The organism is Aquamicrobium terrae (assembly GCF_052978165.1).
Map to the genome: position 1 here is coordinate 974,788 of NZ_JBRKLZ010000001.1, position 13,764 is coordinate 988,551.

At 64.9% G+C, this 13,764-nt stretch carries 15 protein-coding genes; 10 read left to right on the plus strand and 5 right to left on the minus strand.

Annotation, left to right across the window (positions count from 1 at the left end):
- Window positions 1–118 precede the first annotated feature (118 nt).
- The gene (locus tag ACVCNR_RS04885; RefSeq protein ID WP_447073988.1) at window positions 119–1,825 is read left to right on the plus strand and encodes a tetratricopeptide repeat protein; all 1,707 of its coding nucleotides are present in this window, start codon (window positions 119–121) and stop codon (window positions 1,823–1,825) included.
- A gap of 100 nt (window positions 1,826–1,925) precedes the next feature.
- Window positions 1,926–2,540, plus strand: a complete 615-nt coding sequence (locus ACVCNR_RS04890) for a hypothetical protein (protein ID WP_447073989.1) — start codon at window positions 1,926–1,928, stop codon at window positions 2,538–2,540.
- On the opposite strand, the gene ACVCNR_RS04895 is transcribed toward ACVCNR_RS04890, so the two are convergent.
- Window positions 2,530–3,465, minus strand: coding sequence for a metallophosphoesterase family protein (locus ACVCNR_RS04895; protein ID WP_447073990.1), 936 nt, complete (start codon window positions 3,463–3,465; stop codon window positions 2,530–2,532). The genes ACVCNR_RS04890 and ACVCNR_RS04895 overlap by 11 nt on opposite strands.
- An 81-nt stretch (window positions 3,466–3,546) precedes the next feature.
- On the opposite strand from ACVCNR_RS04895, the gene ACVCNR_RS04900 reads away from it, so the two are divergent.
- Window positions 3,547–4,047: an NUDIX domain-containing protein gene (locus ACVCNR_RS04900; protein ID WP_447073991.1), complete on the plus strand. Its 501-nt coding sequence runs from the start codon at window positions 3,547–3,549 to the stop codon at window positions 4,045–4,047.
- Between the two features lie 5 nt (window positions 4,048–4,052).
- On the opposite strand, the gene ACVCNR_RS04905 is transcribed toward ACVCNR_RS04900, so the two are convergent.
- Window positions 4,053–5,033: a glutathione S-transferase family protein gene (locus ACVCNR_RS04905; RefSeq protein WP_447073992.1), complete on the minus strand. Its 981-nt coding sequence runs from the start codon at window positions 5,031–5,033 to the stop codon at window positions 4,053–4,055.
- Between the two features lie 258 nt (window positions 5,034–5,291).
- Between ACVCNR_RS04905 and ACVCNR_RS04910 the strand changes: the two genes are divergently transcribed.
- The 5 genes from ACVCNR_RS04910 to ACVCNR_RS04930 all read left to right on the plus strand — a co-directional run bounded on the left by ACVCNR_RS04910 (window position 5,292) and on the right by ACVCNR_RS04930 (window position 9,080).
- Window positions 5,292–5,801 (plus strand): GNAT family N-acetyltransferase, encoded by a 510-nt coding sequence (locus ACVCNR_RS04910; protein WP_354194232.1) that lies wholly within the window; start codon window positions 5,292–5,294, stop codon window positions 5,799–5,801.
- Window positions 5,802–5,937: 136 nt separating this feature from the next.
- Entirely contained in the window at window positions 5,938–6,699 is a 762-nt protein-coding gene (locus ACVCNR_RS04915) for a 3-hydroxyacyl-CoA dehydrogenase (protein ID WP_354194230.1), read from the plus strand.
- A gap of 105 nt (window positions 6,700–6,804) precedes the next feature.
- Complete coding sequence (locus tag ACVCNR_RS04920) at window positions 6,805–7,593, plus strand: HugZ family pyridoxamine 5'-phosphate oxidase (RefSeq protein ID WP_447073993.1); 789 nt, start codon at window positions 6,805–6,807, stop codon at window positions 7,591–7,593.
- 222 nt (window positions 7,594–7,815) lie between these two features.
- The gene (locus tag ACVCNR_RS04925) at window positions 7,816–8,139 is read left to right on the plus strand and encodes an ArsR/SmtB family transcription factor (RefSeq protein ID WP_354194226.1); all 324 of its coding nucleotides are present in this window, start codon (window positions 7,816–7,818) and stop codon (window positions 8,137–8,139) included.
- Between the two features lie 122 nt (window positions 8,140–8,261).
- Complete coding sequence (locus tag ACVCNR_RS04930) at window positions 8,262–9,080, plus strand: TrmH family RNA methyltransferase (RefSeq protein WP_447073994.1); 819 nt, start codon at window positions 8,262–8,264, stop codon at window positions 9,078–9,080.
- 31 nt (window positions 9,081–9,111) lie between these two features.
- Here ACVCNR_RS04930 and ACVCNR_RS04935 read toward each other — a convergent pair whose 3' ends face one another.
- Both ACVCNR_RS04935 and ACVCNR_RS04940 read right to left on the minus strand, forming a co-directional pair.
- Window positions 9,112–10,245, minus strand: coding sequence for a coiled-coil domain-containing protein (locus ACVCNR_RS04935; RefSeq protein WP_447073995.1), 1,134 nt, complete (start codon window positions 10,243–10,245; stop codon window positions 9,112–9,114).
- A gap of 194 nt (window positions 10,246–10,439) precedes the next feature.
- On the minus strand, window positions 10,440–11,021 hold the full coding sequence (locus ACVCNR_RS04940) for a DUF1134 domain-containing protein (RefSeq protein WP_354194220.1): 582 nt from the start codon (window positions 11,019–11,021) through the stop codon (window positions 10,440–10,442).
- A 301-nt stretch (window positions 11,022–11,322) separates the two neighbouring features.
- On the opposite strand from ACVCNR_RS04940, the gene chpT reads away from it, so the two are divergent.
- Window positions 11,323–11,952 carry a histidine phosphotransferase ChpT gene (gene chpT, locus ACVCNR_RS04945; protein ID WP_447073996.1) on the plus strand — a complete coding sequence of 210 codons (630 nt, stop codon included), beginning with the start codon at window positions 11,323–11,325 and terminating at the stop codon, window positions 11,950–11,952.
- Between the two features lie 254 nt (window positions 11,953–12,206).
- Window positions 12,207–12,578, plus strand: a complete 372-nt coding sequence (locus tag ACVCNR_RS04950) for a response regulator (RefSeq protein ID WP_447073997.1) — start codon at window positions 12,207–12,209, stop codon at window positions 12,576–12,578.
- A 72-nt stretch (window positions 12,579–12,650) separates the two neighbouring features.
- On the opposite strand, the gene ctrA is transcribed toward ACVCNR_RS04950, so the two are convergent.
- Window positions 12,651–13,346, minus strand: a complete 696-nt coding sequence (ctrA, locus tag ACVCNR_RS04955) for a response regulator transcription factor CtrA (RefSeq protein ID WP_035028413.1) — start codon at window positions 13,344–13,346, stop codon at window positions 12,651–12,653.
- Window positions 13,347–13,764: the final 418 nt, after the last annotated feature.

Genomic DNA, 13,764 nt, shown 5'->3' on the forward strand with positions numbered 1-13,764 from the left:
CGGTTGCCCTGAAGGTAACCGGCCCGGACCGCCGCCGCTCCCTTAGCCAACGCTTGTCCGAGGCAGCCAGAACTCTATATGATCGACCTCCCGCCGGCCGAATGGAGAGGTTCGTCATTTGCAATCCACGACGCCTGCTGCCCCCGCAGTGCGCAAGACGCTGGAGCGAGTGCTTGCCAGCAGCACATTCAGCCGCTCGGAGCGCGCCCGCGACCTCCTTCAATATCTGGTGGAACGTGAGCAGGCCGGCGAAGCCGACCGCCTGAAGGGCTTTGCCATCGCTGTCGACGTGTTCGGCAAGGATGCGGATTTCGACCCCTCCACGGATGCGGTCGTGCGCGTCCAGGCCGGGCGGCTGCGCGATCTCCTGCAACAGTATTTCGCGACCGAGGGCGCAGCGGAGCCTGTCCGCATCGTCATTCCACGCGGCAGCTATATCCCGGCCTATGTCTCCAACGGGCCGCAGCCCGCCCCGGCCGAGGCGGCTGAAGACGCTCCCTTTCCCGCGCCTGCACAGGATGCGCCGGCGATCCCGTCCTCCCTCTCGCGCCAGATGCGCTTCATGTGGGCGGCCATGGGGCTTGTCTCGGTCATGCTTGCCGTGCTGTTCCTGCGCCAGACGATACTGGTCGGGCAGCATGCGGAAGCGCCCGCCGAGACCACCCGCACCGGCAGCATCGGCACGCTGGCGCCGGACACCTTGCCGGTGATCTACATCAGCACCGCCGCGGACACGCCGGGGCAGGCCACCATGCTCGCCACTCTGCGCAGCGGGCTGTCGGGCTTCGACACGATCGATTTCATCGGCCGCGATTTCGAGGGCAGCCCGAATCCCGTCTCCCAGGCGATGAGCTTCGTCTTCAAGCTGGCGCCGGGGGCGGAAGCCGACAGCATCACCGTCGAAATTCAGAACATCGGCACCGATCGCGTGCTCATTTCCAGAACCTTCAACCCCGAGGACATGAGCCCGGCCCGCATCGAGGACAGCGTGGCCGGCATGCTCAGCGCCACCACCACCGCCTCCGGCACCATCTACGCCTATATCGAGCAGGCCGGCATCCAGACCGGCCTCGCGCGCTGCCTGCTGCTCAATGACGACTACTATCAGGACCCTATCCCCTCGGTGCACAAGGCCGCCTATAGCTGCTTCGAGCAACTGATCGCGGAAGGCGGAAAATCGCCGCTCATCTATTCCGAGATGGCGGTGCTGCATTTGCAGGCGGTCACCAGCCGCTACGACTACCCGAAGGATGCGACGCCCGAAAAGGCGCTGTCCATGGCCCATCGCGCGGTGCAGATGGGCGCCACCAGCCCCTATGCGCACCGCGCCTACGGCTATCTCAACTCACGCCTCGGCAACACCGAGGAAGCCATCCGCTGGATGCGCAAGGCCTATGAGCTGAACACCTATGACCTGTCCATGGCGGCCGCCTACGGCTACGGCCTCGTCTTCGCCGGCGACTATGTCCAGGGCACGGCGATCATGGCGCGCGCCGTCGAGGCCTCCAGCTCCCGCCCTTCCTGGTGGGATTTCGGGCTGTTTCTCGGGCAATTCATGCTCGGCAACATGAAAAAGGCGGCCAGCGCGGCCGAAGCGCTCAAGCCCGCCTCGACGCGCTCCCACTATCTCGCCGCACGGCTGATCGCCGCCGACTACGCCAACGACGCGGCCGCGCGCGACCGGCTGATCGCGGAACTGGCCAGGCGATATCCGCGCTTCGTCGCCAATCCGCGCCGGGTTTTCGAGCAACGGGAATATCCGCCCGACATGGTGGACAGGCTGGTGGAGGCGCTGCGCGCCGCCGGCCTCGGCAAGGCGAGCTGAAGGGGCGAATCGCCGCCCTCCATCACCCCGAAACCGGCTCCCAATTTCGGGAGACGTTGCTATGTTAAGGCTGCCTTAACCAAGCGTGGGCGGGAAGCCGATGAACGATGCCAGCGAGAACGTCGCGCCAGCCGAAGAGGTGCCGCACAAGCTCGCCACCGCGATCCGCGAGGTCAAGAACAGCCTTGCCGACCGTGACGACGTGGTGGTCGACATGCGCGAGGCGCATCGTATGCGCCTCGAACTGATGGCCACGGAGCTGGCTCCGGTCTTCGCCGAAGTTCCCGACGAAATCGACATGTTCGACTTCGCCATTTCCGCCGGCCTGCAACCGCGGTTGTGGATCGATGCCGTCGCCCATATCGCCATGGGACGCGACCGCCGCACCTACCGCTTCGTGCGCGACACAAGGCTGGGACGCGTCGTGTTGGCCGAATCCGCCGAGATCAAGCCGGTCGCCGACCAGGTGACGCGCTATATCGCCGAGCGTCTCGTCGAGCGCCAGCGCATGCTGGACGCCGGCGGCGAAATCCATGTCGCAATCGGCCAATCCGGCGAAGCGCCGGAGCGGCAGACGCGGGCGTCCCGGCGCAGCAGGCGCTGGGCCGGCCTGCTCTCCGGCCTTGCATTCGTGGCGGCCGGCGCCCTGGCCGGCCTCGTCCTGTCGCTGGTCCTGTTCTGGGACCGCATCAAGGCGATGGGCTTCACCTTCTGACCGACAGCACCTTTTCCAGCACGGATGCCGTAAGCTCCCGCACCTCGATATCCGCCGGCGGCAGGGCAGGCCCTTCCAGCCCGAGCCGCGTCAGCTTCAGGTGCCAGCGCTCTCCGTCCGGCTCGATATCGATCAGGTTGTACTGCGCGGCCGGTTTCTTGCCGCCCGGCGCCTGTCCGGCTGCCGCGACGCCCACCACCGGCACCGGGCCGTTGGCGCCGGCGAGGAAATACAGCGACGGGTCATGCGAATGGCCGTGCAGAACCAGTTCCGCGCCATGGCGGGCCATGATCCTGCCGAAGCGCCTGATGCCGAACAGGCGCTTGTGCTGCGGCACGGCATGGCGCACCGGCGGATGGTGGATCATCACCACCCGGCACAGCCCCCGGGCGCCCGTCTCTTCCAGCAGCGTGGCCAGCCGTCGCCCCTGGCCCTCGCGCAGATAGCCGTTGGCCATGAACGGGGCCGTCGCCCGGGCCGTCGAGACGCCGATCAGGGCAATGCGCCCGCGCACCCGCAGATAGGGAAAGGCGTCGCGATCCACCGGCTGCGTCGCCCCGTCGCCCGTCATCCACGGCGCCCACAGGCGGCACACCTTGTCGAACGCGCCCGGCACATAGGCATCGTGATTGCCCGGCACCACCGAAACATCCTCGGCCTTGCCCAGCGTTTCCAGCCACTGGCGCGCCAGCTCGATCTCGGCATCGAGCGCCAGATTGACCAGATCGCCGGTGACCGCGACATGATCAGGCCCGCTGGCCCTCATGTCGTCGACGATGGTGTCGATGACGGCATCGTGCAAATGGCGGCGGCGGTTGCGCTGCCAGTTGATGTAGCCCACCGCCCGCTTGGAGGCGAGCTGGCGATAGGTTACATCGGGAAGCGGGCCCAGATGGGCGTCGGACAGATGCGCAAGCCTGAACATGGTCGCCTTCTTATGCGAGGCCTGCGCCTCTTTCCACTCACTGACCGCGAAAAAACGGGCCTGCGGGAAACGGAAAGCTCAATGCACGGTTCCGATCCGGACATCATGACGTTTGAAAACGACCGCCCCAGCCTGCGGGTGCGGCTGTTCCATCTCTATTTCAGGCTGCGCCGGCCGATGACGCTGGGCGTGCGCGGCCTCGTCCATGACAGGCAGGCGGGCACCGTGCTTCTGGTGCGCCACACCTATCTGCCGGGCTGGCAGTTGCCGGGCGGCGGCGTGGAGGTCGGCGAAACCATGGAAAAGGCGCTGGAACGCGAACTGGCCGAGGAAGGCAATATCGTCCTGACCGGCGTCCCGCTGCTGAAGTCGATGCATTTCAACCGCCAGTCCAGCCCGCGCGACCATGTCGGCCTCTACCTGATCGAACGGTTCAGCCAGCCCGCTCCCAAGCAGCCGGACAGGGAAATCGCCGAAGTCGGCTTCTTCGCGCTCGACGCGCTGCCGCAGGCAACGACGCCGGCTACGCGCCGCCGCCTCGCCGAGGTGTTCGACGGCGCGCCGCCCTCGCCCTACTGGTAATCCATCTAGCCGAAACGGGCGCGATCGTGCGGCGCCGCGTAATCGACCTTGGGGCCGAGCGGGACGACGCCGGTCGGATTGATCGTCTTGTGGCTGCCGTAATAGTGCGCCTTGATGTGGTGCAGGTTCACCGTGCCCGCCACGCCCGGCACCTGGTAGAGGTCGCGCACATAATTTGACAGGTTCGGATAATCGGCTATGCGCTGCCGGTTGCACTTGAAATGGCCGACATAGACCGGATCGAAGCGCACCAGCGTGGTGAACAGGCGCCAGTCGGCCTCGGTGATGCGCTGGCCGGTCAGGTAGCGCTCGCTTGAGAGCCGGTCTTCCAGCCGGTCCAGCATGGCGAACACCTCGCCATAGGCCTCTTCATAGGCCTCCTGCGTGGTGGCGAAGCCGGCCCGGTAGACGCCGTTGTTCACCGCCGGATAGATCTCCTCGTTGAGCGCGTCGATCTCTGCCCGCAACGGTTCGGGATAGAAATCGACGCTCGCGTCGCCCCATTCGTCGAATGCCGAATTGAGCATGCGGATGATCTCGGAAGATTCGTTGTTGACGATGGTCTGCTGCTGCTTGTCCCACAGCACCGGCACTGTTACCCGCCCCGAATAGGCTGGGTCGGCGCGGGTGTATATCTGATGCAGGAAATCGAGGCCGTAGAGCGCGTCGCCGGTCGCGCCGTCCTCGGCCTTGAACGTCCAGCCGTTCTCACCCATGAAATGATGCACGACCGAGACCGAGATGACGTCCTCGAGCTTCTTCAAGGCGCGGAAGATCAGCGTGCGATGCGCCCACGGGCAGGCCAGCGAAACATAGAGGTGATAGCGTCCCGGCTCGGCCTTGAAGCCGCGCTCGCGGCCTGGGGCCGGCACGCCGTCGAGCGTGATCCAGTCACGCCACTGCGACTGGGAGCGGACGAACCGCCCCCCGCTCTGGGTCGTATCGTACCAGCGATCCTGCCATTTTCCTTCGACCAGCAATCCCATGACATATCCTTTCGTTGCCTCCGATATAGGACGGAACGGCGCCGCCGGCACCGTCAAAGCCGGAAACAGTGCGTCAACCGCCGTATCCGCGCAAAAGGCCGATTGCAGCGGCCGGCTTTTGATGCTAGCCGGAGCCACCATGTTGGATTTCTTTGCAGCCATCCGGTTCGACCGACGACGAAAGGACGCCCGCGCCTGAGCGCACTGGCGAACGCCGCCTTGGGCGGCCCCTTTCCCCGCATACCGGACTGCAAAGACATGAGCCTTGCCGACGTCGCATACCTGCCGGAAACCCCGGCGCATGACCCCGAGATCGACATCCTGAACGAAGAGGCCTTCGGCCCCGGCCGTTTCGCGCGCGCCGCCTACAAGATCCGCGAAGGCGGACCGCATGAACGCGCCCTGTCCTTCGTCGCGGTCAGGAACGATGCGGTCATCGCCTCGGTGCGCATGACGCCGATTGCCGCCGGCAAGGGCCGCTCGCTCATGCTGGGGCCGCTGGCGGTGCGCCCCACCCACAAGAACCTCGGCATCGGCCGGCGCCTGGTGGCGATCGCCCTGGAGGCGGCGGCAAAGGCCGGCTGGTCCTCGGTGATCCTGGTCGGCGACGAGCCCTATTACGGCCCGCTGGGATTTGCCAGGATTCCTTACGGCCAACTCTCCATGCCCCGGCCGGTCGACCCCGACCGGCTGCTGGTCCACGAGATCGTGCCGGGTGCGGTGGCCGGCCTGACCGGCGAGGTCACCCACGCGGCGCTCGCCAGATAGGCCGGGGCCACGCATGGCAGTGTCCCGAAACCGGACCCCGCTTTCGGGCGACATGCTTTAGTCGAATGCCGCCACGGTTGCGGACGCGCGGCCGACCTCGTAAAGCAGGCGCAGTCCTGCAAAGAGGAGCCCGTCCATGAACGCCGAAGGCCAGATCGCAATCGTAACCGGCGCAGGCTCCGGCCTTGGCGAGGCCACCGCCCGCGCATTGGCGGCCCGGGGCGCGCGCATCGCCATCCTCGATGTCGGCATGGAGCGGGCGCAGGCGGTCGCGGCCGACATCGGCGGCATCGCGGTCAAATGCGACGTCAGCAGCGCCGAGAGCGGCGTGGCGGCCATGACCGAGGTGGAGCAGAAGCTGGGCACGGCCCGCATACTGGTCAACTGCGCCGGCATCGCCATCGGCGTGAAGACCATCGGCAAGGAAGGTCCGCATCCGCTCGACCAGTACCGCCGGGTGATCGAGATCAACCTGATCGGCACCTTCAACATGATCCGCCTGTTCGCCGATGCCGCGGCGAAGCTCGAGCCCCTGTCCGGCGGCGAGCGCGGCGTGATCGTCAACACCGCTTCCGTCGCCGCCTATGACGGCCAGATCGGACAGGCCGCCTACTCCGCCTCCAAGGGCGGCGTGGTCGGCATGACGCTGCCGGTCGCCCGCGATCTCGCCCGCTCTGGCATTCGCGTGTGCACCATCGCGCCCGGCATCTTCAAGACGCCGATGATGGCGGCCATGCCGCAGGAGGTGCAGGATTCGCTGGGTGCAGCCGTGCCGTTCCCGCCGCGCCTCGGCGAGCCTTCCGAATATGCGGCCCTCGCCCTCCACATCGTGGAAAACCAGATGCTGAACGGCGAAACGATCCGCCTTGACGGCGCCATCCGCATGGCCCCCAAATAGGCCGGGCGCGCAAAACTTCGCGCCCGCATTCGAGACTGCGCTTCTTCAAGAGGAAAAACCCTGAAGGCATTTCCTGACGCAGCGCCCTGTTGCAGGAGACTGGCTTTGGAAGAGAAGAAGAAAGACATCATCCGCGAAACCGATGCCGACGCGATCCGGCTGGCGAAAACGCTGATGCGCAGCGCCCGTTTCGGCGCGCTTGCCTTCAACGAGAAAGGCACCGGCGTGCCGATGATCAGCCGCATCGGCATCGCCACCGACATCGACGGCACGCCGGTGACGCTCATCTCGGGCCTTTCGGCCCACACGCAGGCGCTGGAGGCCGATGCGCGCTGCGCCCTCCTGGTGGGCGAACCCGGCAAGGGCGACGCCATGGCCCATCCGCGCATTAGCCTCGTTTGCCGGGCGCGGCGCATCGCGCGGGACACGCCCGAGCATGAGCGCATCGCGCGCCGCTACCTCAACCGCAATCCCAAGGCGAAGCTTTATGTCGGCCTCGGCGACTTCGCCTTCTTCCGCCTCGAAGCGGAGCGGGCCAGCATGAACGGCGGCTTCGGCAAGGCCTATCTGCTCGACCGCGCCGAACTCGTCACCGAAAATGCGCAAAACGAGGAGTTCGCCGCCCGCGAGCAATCGGCGATCGACCACATGAACGAGGACCACCGCGACGCCATCGCCATCTATGCGCGCCATTTCGGCAAGGCCAAGGGCGATGACTGGGTGGTGACGGGTTTCGATGCCGAGGGCATGGACCTCGCTTCGGGCGACCAGTGCCTGCGGGTGTTCTTTCCCCAGCCGCTGGCCTCGGCGCAGGACCTGCGCCTGGTCCTGGTGGAGATGGCGAAAGCCGGCCGCGCCGCAGAAGCCGGCCAGACCTCGCCCGAGCGATCTTGAGATTTGACGCAAATGCCCTAGTTTTCCAGTGGGATCAGCAACGTGCCGCCGCGGCGGCATGGCTGTTGCAAGCGATACCTTTGCCCCATCGCCCCCATGAGGCAAGGTCACGCAAGAGCATCGGACCGAAAGCGGAATCCGATCTGCGGGGAAATCCGATGTTCGAACGAGGCGAGAGATCGTTGGCGTTCACGGGAACGGAAGGCGATCTGGGGAGGGCGCATGCGAGCGACAAAGGGAATTGTGACGGAACAGGCCGCCGCTTTCCTGGCGCTGATGGCAAATGGAAAGCGGATCGAGATCCTCACGCTGATCATGCACAAGGAGCTTTCGGTCAACACGCTTGCCGATCTGGTCGGCCTCAGCCAATCCGCGCTTTCCCAGCATCTGGCACGGTTGCGCAACAGCGGGTTGGTCGAGACCCGGCGCGATCGCCAGACGATCTATTATTCCTGCCGCTCGCAGGCGGTCAAACGCCTGCTGTACCTGCTCGAAGACCTGTTCATCGAGGAAAAGGACAGCTCCGGCCTGCGCACCGGCACCTGATCCTCCCCGCCCCGCCTTGCCACGTGCCGGCGGCCGGTCCCTGCCGTTTGAACATCCGCCTGAACCGGATTCCCCTTCCCGGCCCGATGCTCTATGCCACGGTGGAATGAAACGGAGGCGCCATGCAAACGATCCGCATCGATGATCCGCAGGACGAGCGCGTCTCGGCCTTCCTCGACATCCGCGAGCGCGATCTCGTCGGTAGGCAGGGCCGGTTCGTCGCGGAAGGAAAGGTGGTCCTGGATGTGCTGACGGCCACGCGGCGCTTCGAGGTGGAATCGGTGCTGGTGCTGGAAAACCGCCTGGCCGGCGTTCGCCCCATCGTGGAGCGCCTGCCGCAGTCCGTTCCCGTCTATGTCGTTTCCGCCGAGGTGATGGACCGTATCGCCGGCTTCCACATGCACCGGGGCATTCTGGCCATCGGCCGGCGGGGCGAACTGCCGGGGGCCGCCGAACTCGTCGCCACCCTGCCCCGCGCGGCGCTGGTGGCCGTTCTGGTCGGCATCTCCAACCACGATAATGTCGGCTCCATCTTCCGCAATGCCGCCGCCTTCGGCGCCGATGCGGTTCTGCTCGACCGCACGAGCTGCGATCCGCTCTACCGCAAGGCTATCCGGGTTTCGGTGGGTGCTGCGCTCAAGGTGCCGTTTGCCCTGTTCGACGATGCGGCCGGGCTTGCCGACATGCTGGATACGAGAGGCTTCACCCAGTTCGCGCTTTCGCCGCGCGGCAAGACGGACATTCGCGACGCCAGGTGCGACGGCCCGCTGGCACTCTATCTGGGGACCGAGGGCGAAGGCTTGCCACAAGCGCTGCTGGAACGCCTGCAGACCGCCCGCATCGCCATGGCGCCCGGCTTCGACAGCCTCAATGTCGCCGCAGCCTCGGCCATCGCCTTGCACGCCTTTGCAAGGAAAGCGCAACAGGCTGGCGAGGGTTAAGAGGCGTCGAGACTTTCAGATTCGTTGCGGTTCAACTGCCCGCCTGGGTATCCTGTAGCGAGCGGACCCGCTGGGCAAGGCTGATCACGCCGGCCTGCCCGCCGTCCTTGGCCGCCGCGCTTTCCTCGATGGCCTCGCCTTCCTTGACGGCGAGCAGCTTGGCGATGGGTGAGCCGGTCCCTTCGCGCAGCGCGGTCATATGCACCACTTCCGCCGCAAGCGCCGCCATCTGTTCGCGCAGCTCGATGGCGCTTCCGGCCTCGGTGCCCTTGTTCTGTATCAGCCGCCGCTCCAGCCGGTCGCGGTCGGCCTTGAGGCGCGCCAGTGTCACCTCCTCGCCATCCACCACGGCCTGGCGCTTTGCGGAAGCCTTGCCTGCCGCCCGCTTGCCCTGCGAGGCTCCCTTGGCCTTTTCCCGCGTCCGGGCAAGCTCGCGCTCGCGCCGTTCCAGCTTTTCGTCACGATCGGCCACGGTGCCGAGCAGGCGCTGAACCCGGTCGTCAAGGTCGGTGGCCCGCTTCTGTTCGACCTTGAGCGCCTCGCGCGCATTGTCGGATTCGGCCTTGCTGTCGCGATTGGCCTGCTCCAGCTGCCTGATCTGGGTGCGCAACTGCCCGATATCGGTCGACTGCCGCTCCAGCTCGGATTCGCGCGCCACCAGTTCGATCTGGCGGCTGCTGGCCAGGAAGGAAGCCTCCTCATACATACGCGACACCTTGGCGTGCTCCTCGTCGCGCCGGACGAGTTCCTGCCTGACTTGCGCCAGATCGGCCTCCTGCTTGGCGGCCTTGGCCCCGGCTTCCTCGAGCTGCGCCGCAAGCGCTGCGTTGCGGGCCTCCATGTCGGAAATGGTGCGCGACAGTTCGGCCTTGTCGGCATCCACGATCCGGGCCTGTTCCTGCATCCGGCCGATCTCGACCTTGTGGCCGGCCTCCTTGTCCCGCAGCGCCTCGATGGTCATTTCCAGGCGCCGGGCCTGCATGGCGAATTCGGCGCGCACCCTGTCCTTGTCGGCGCGAAGCTCGGCCTGGGTGAGCGGCAGCGCCGCCTCCAGCCGCCGGTGCGTGAGCGTGACCGCGCGCCGCCAGATCGGCGGCGCCAGCAGAAGCGCGATGAAGCCGGCGCACAGAAAACCGAGCAGGAAGAAAAGGATCGACTGGACCAAGATACGCTATCCGTTCCCCACGCCTTCACCGAAGGCCATAGCAGGCGAGAGCGCGTGGCCGCGCTTCAGCTTCCTGCCTTTAAGCATGTCCTTGCCCCGAAACCGGTTCCCGCTTTCGGGCGACAGGGCCTAGGCATGAACCAAATCCGCTGCCCCGGCAAGACGGATTCGGCTCCTGCCGGAACGCTGTTTCCTCAGAAGGGATTCCAGGTCGGCGCCTGGGTGAGCTTCAGATAGCCCATATTGATGCCGAGCCTTGCGCCGACCCCGGTGCGGATCGGCACCAGCAGCATCTGGTTGGCTTTCAGCACGTTGAAGCCGACGCCCGCCACCACATAGGCCGAGCCGGCGACGCCGCCGAAACGGGTGTAGAGATTGCTGACATCGTCGAGATTGTAGACCAGCACCATGACGCGCGAGCCCTGCCCGCCGAAATCCCAGCCCAGGGAAGGCCCCTGCCAGAACACCTTATGGTCGCCGGCATTCTTGGTATAGAGCGTGCCCTCGCCATAGGTCAGGCCGCCGATCAGCGCCCCGGAGCCCTCCTCGCCGAGGACATAGCCGTTCGGCAGGCCGTAGGAGGCGAACACCTTCTCCACCACGCTGGCGAGCCCGCCCGACGTGGAGCCGAAGAAGCGATGGCCGGATTCGACGATCTCCTGCGCCGTGTATTCCTGAGCCCGCGACGCCGACACCGAAACGGCGAGCGCGCTCGCGAGGATGATGGTCGCAGCAAGAGCACGGATGAAACCCAGCTCGAGGATTCGGGAAAACATGCAGTCAATCTCCGTAACGGAGCACCTTGCCTGCGCCTCGGGCATCCGTGATTCTGTGCCGACCACTTATGATGCCAATTACGGCAAATTATGCCGTAATCCTTTTTCAACCATTAAGCTTTCACATGAACGTGGCAGTTCGAAGGCCGAAACTGCCCTTTGGGGACATCCGCCTGCGCCACCACGCCACGTTTTGCAGCCATGCCGGCACCCGCCGCCGGCATCGACACCGCAAGGTATAGGGTGGCGGCGCAAGGTGGCGTATGCACGTCGACAGACTGATTCGCAGGGATTACCGCTTATGACAGACCTTTTCACGCTTTCCGCGCCTGATCTTGCCGCCCTTTTGTGCAGCCGCGTCTGTCACGACATCATTTCCCCTGTGGGCGCCATCAACAACGGCCTGGAACTGCTCGATGAAGGCGGCGCCGACGAAGACGCCATGAACCTCATCCGCCAGAGCGCCCGCAACGCGTCGGCCCGGCTGCAATTCGCGCGCATCGCCTTCGGCGCCGCAGGCTCGGCCGGCATGCAGATCGATACGGGCGACGCGGAAGCCGTGGCGACAGCCTTCCTGAAGAACGAGAAGCCGGACCTGAGCTGGACGGGCGGCCGCGTGCTCCTGCCCAAGAACAAGGTCAAGCTGCTGCTCAACCTCATCCTCGTCGCCAACGCCGCCATCCCGCGCGGCGGCCGCATCGCGGTGGTGCTCGAAAACGTCGAGACGGCGCCGCGCTTCGTCATTTCGTCCAGCGGCCCGATGCTGCGGGTGCCGCCGAAGTTCCTGGAACTGCACTCCGGAAACAAGCCGGAAGAGCCGATCGACGCCCATGCCGTGCAGCCCTACTACACGCTGTTGCTGGCGCGCGAAGCCGGAATGACCATCTCCATCCGCGCCACGCCGGATGAGATCACCCTCACCGCCGCCTGAGATATTCACCGTTCATGCGCCCTGCCCGCCTGAAGCCGGGAGGGCGCGACCCGACATGTCGACCGATCGTCGAAATAGTCCGAAACCGCTTGCCGGTTTCCGATTCAAAGGCCTGGCCTTTCCGGGCCTGCCCATTCCCGACAGCTTGAGGCAAATTTTAGCCGGCGGGTTTCCCGCTTCTTTACCGATTGCGCCTAGCATGGCCGAAGCCTCGCGACGCCATCTTCCGGCAACGCGCCGTTCGGGAAAGACAGATGAAGCAAAGCTGCATGTTCGTTGACGCGTCGAGCGTGGTTCGCCGGGTCGCCAAGCGGATTCTCGCCACCCCCGACATGACCGTTTTCGAAAGCGGCAGCGGCGCCGAGGCCGTGGAAATGTGCCGGAAGACGATGCCGCATGTCATCGTCGTGTCCACCAACCTGCCGGACATGAGCGCTGTGGACCTGATTCGCCAGATCCGCGCCATCGATGACCCTGCCGCTCCGAAGCTCCTGATTTCACTCGTGGAAATGGACGTCGGTGCGATCATGCGCGCCAGGCGTGCCGGCGCCGACGGCTATCTGCTGAAGCCCTTTGACCGTGGCCAGCTTCTGGACAGCTTTCGTACCCTGAAAATCGCCGCCTGACTTTGGCCGGGAAGCACTTCCGAACGCAAAAAACCCGGCATTGCCGGGTTTTTCATTGCGACGAAGCTGCCGTCAGGCGCTTTCGCGGATGTCTTCGGGCTCGCGCAGCACGTAGCCGCGGCCCCAGACCGTTTCGATGTAGTTCTGGCCGCCCGAACAGGCATCGAGCTTCTTGCGCAGCTTGCAGATGAAGACGTCGATGATCTTGAGTTCCGGCTCGTCCATGCCGCCATAGAGGTGGTTGAGGAACATTTCCTTGGTAAGCGTGGTGCCCTTGCGTAGCGAGAGCAGCTCCAGCATCTGGTATTCCTTGCCGGTCAGGTGCACGCGCTGTCCGCCGACTTCCACCGTCTTGGCGTCGAGATTGACCACCAGGTCGCCGGTGGTGATGACCGACTGCGCATGGCCTTTCGAGCGGCGCACGATGGCATGGATGCGGGCAACCAGCTCATCCTTGTGGAACGGCTTGGTCATGTAGTCGTCGGCGCCGAAGCCGAGGCCGCGCACCTTGTCCTCGATGCCGGCCATGCCGGAGAGGATCAGGATCGGCGTCTTCACCTTGGACAGGCGAAGTGTCCTCAAGACCTCGTACCCCGACATATCGGGAAGATTCAGGTCGAGGAGAATAATGTCGTAGTCATACAGCTTCCCGAGGTCCACACCTTCTTCGCCAAGATCGGTGGTGTAGACATTGAAGCTTTCAGACTTCAGCATAAGCTCGATGCTCTGTGCCGTTGCACTGTCATCTTCTATCAGCAGAACGCGCATCTCATTCCCCTTTTCTGCCGCCGAACCTCTTTACGACCCGTCCTGGTCCGCGGCAGCGATTGCCTGAATCAAAACTGCCACCGAATGGTTAACAAATCCTAATTTCGTGCTTCGGACGATATCAGAATTTTTAACCTCTTTCCACACCCTATTGAATCCAAAGATGATTCGGGAAAAGCCCAAATTCATCCACTACGTCAAAAAACAGACGTAAGTGATTCATCGGACTCTCTCGCCGGCACAATCCGCATCGGAATTTTTACCGGGTCTTAAGCCCTGCCCCGTATGATTAACAATGCCCGTAAACGAATGGTTACCGGGCGCGAAAAATCTTAGGACTTTGTTTTCCATTGGAGGGTCTCAATGGAGGACAAGGGGGATGACGGCCCCGGCCGTCTCGCCACAACAGTGCGAGCGT

Coding starts and splice junctions, on each gene's coding strand:
- ACVCNR_RS04890 (WP_447073989.1), top strand. CDS start 1,926: ATGAACGATGCCAGCGAGAACGTCGCGCCAGCCGAAGAGGTGCCGCAC.
- ACVCNR_RS04895 (WP_447073990.1), bottom strand. CDS start 3,465: ATGTTCAGGCTTGCGCATCTGTCCGACGCCCATCTGGGCCCGCTTCCC.
- ACVCNR_RS04900 (WP_447073991.1), top strand. CDS start 3,547: ATGCACGGTTCCGATCCGGACATCATGACGTTTGAAAACGACCGCCCC.
- ACVCNR_RS04905 (WP_447073992.1), bottom strand. CDS start 5,033: ATGGGATTGCTGGTCGAAGGAAAATGGCAGGATCGCTGGTACGATACG.
- ACVCNR_RS04910 (WP_354194232.1), top strand. CDS start 5,292: ATGAGCCTTGCCGACGTCGCATACCTGCCGGAAACCCCGGCGCATGAC.
- ACVCNR_RS04915 (WP_354194230.1), top strand. CDS start 5,938: ATGAACGCCGAAGGCCAGATCGCAATCGTAACCGGCGCAGGCTCCGGC.
- ACVCNR_RS04925 (WP_354194226.1), top strand. CDS start 7,816: ATGCGAGCGACAAAGGGAATTGTGACGGAACAGGCCGCCGCTTTCCTG.
- ACVCNR_RS04930 (WP_447073994.1), top strand. CDS start 8,262: ATGCAAACGATCCGCATCGATGATCCGCAGGACGAGCGCGTCTCGGCC.
- ACVCNR_RS04940 (WP_354194220.1), bottom strand. CDS start 11,021: ATGTTTTCCCGAATCCTCGAGCTGGGTTTCATCCGTGCTCTTGCTGCG.
- chpT (WP_447073996.1), top strand. CDS start 11,323: ATGACAGACCTTTTCACGCTTTCCGCGCCTGATCTTGCCGCCCTTTTG.
- ACVCNR_RS04950 (WP_447073997.1), top strand. CDS start 12,207: ATGAAGCAAAGCTGCATGTTCGTTGACGCGTCGAGCGTGGTTCGCCGG.
- ctrA (WP_035028413.1), bottom strand. CDS start 13,346: ATGCGCGTTCTGCTGATAGAAGATGACAGTGCAACGGCACAGAGCATC.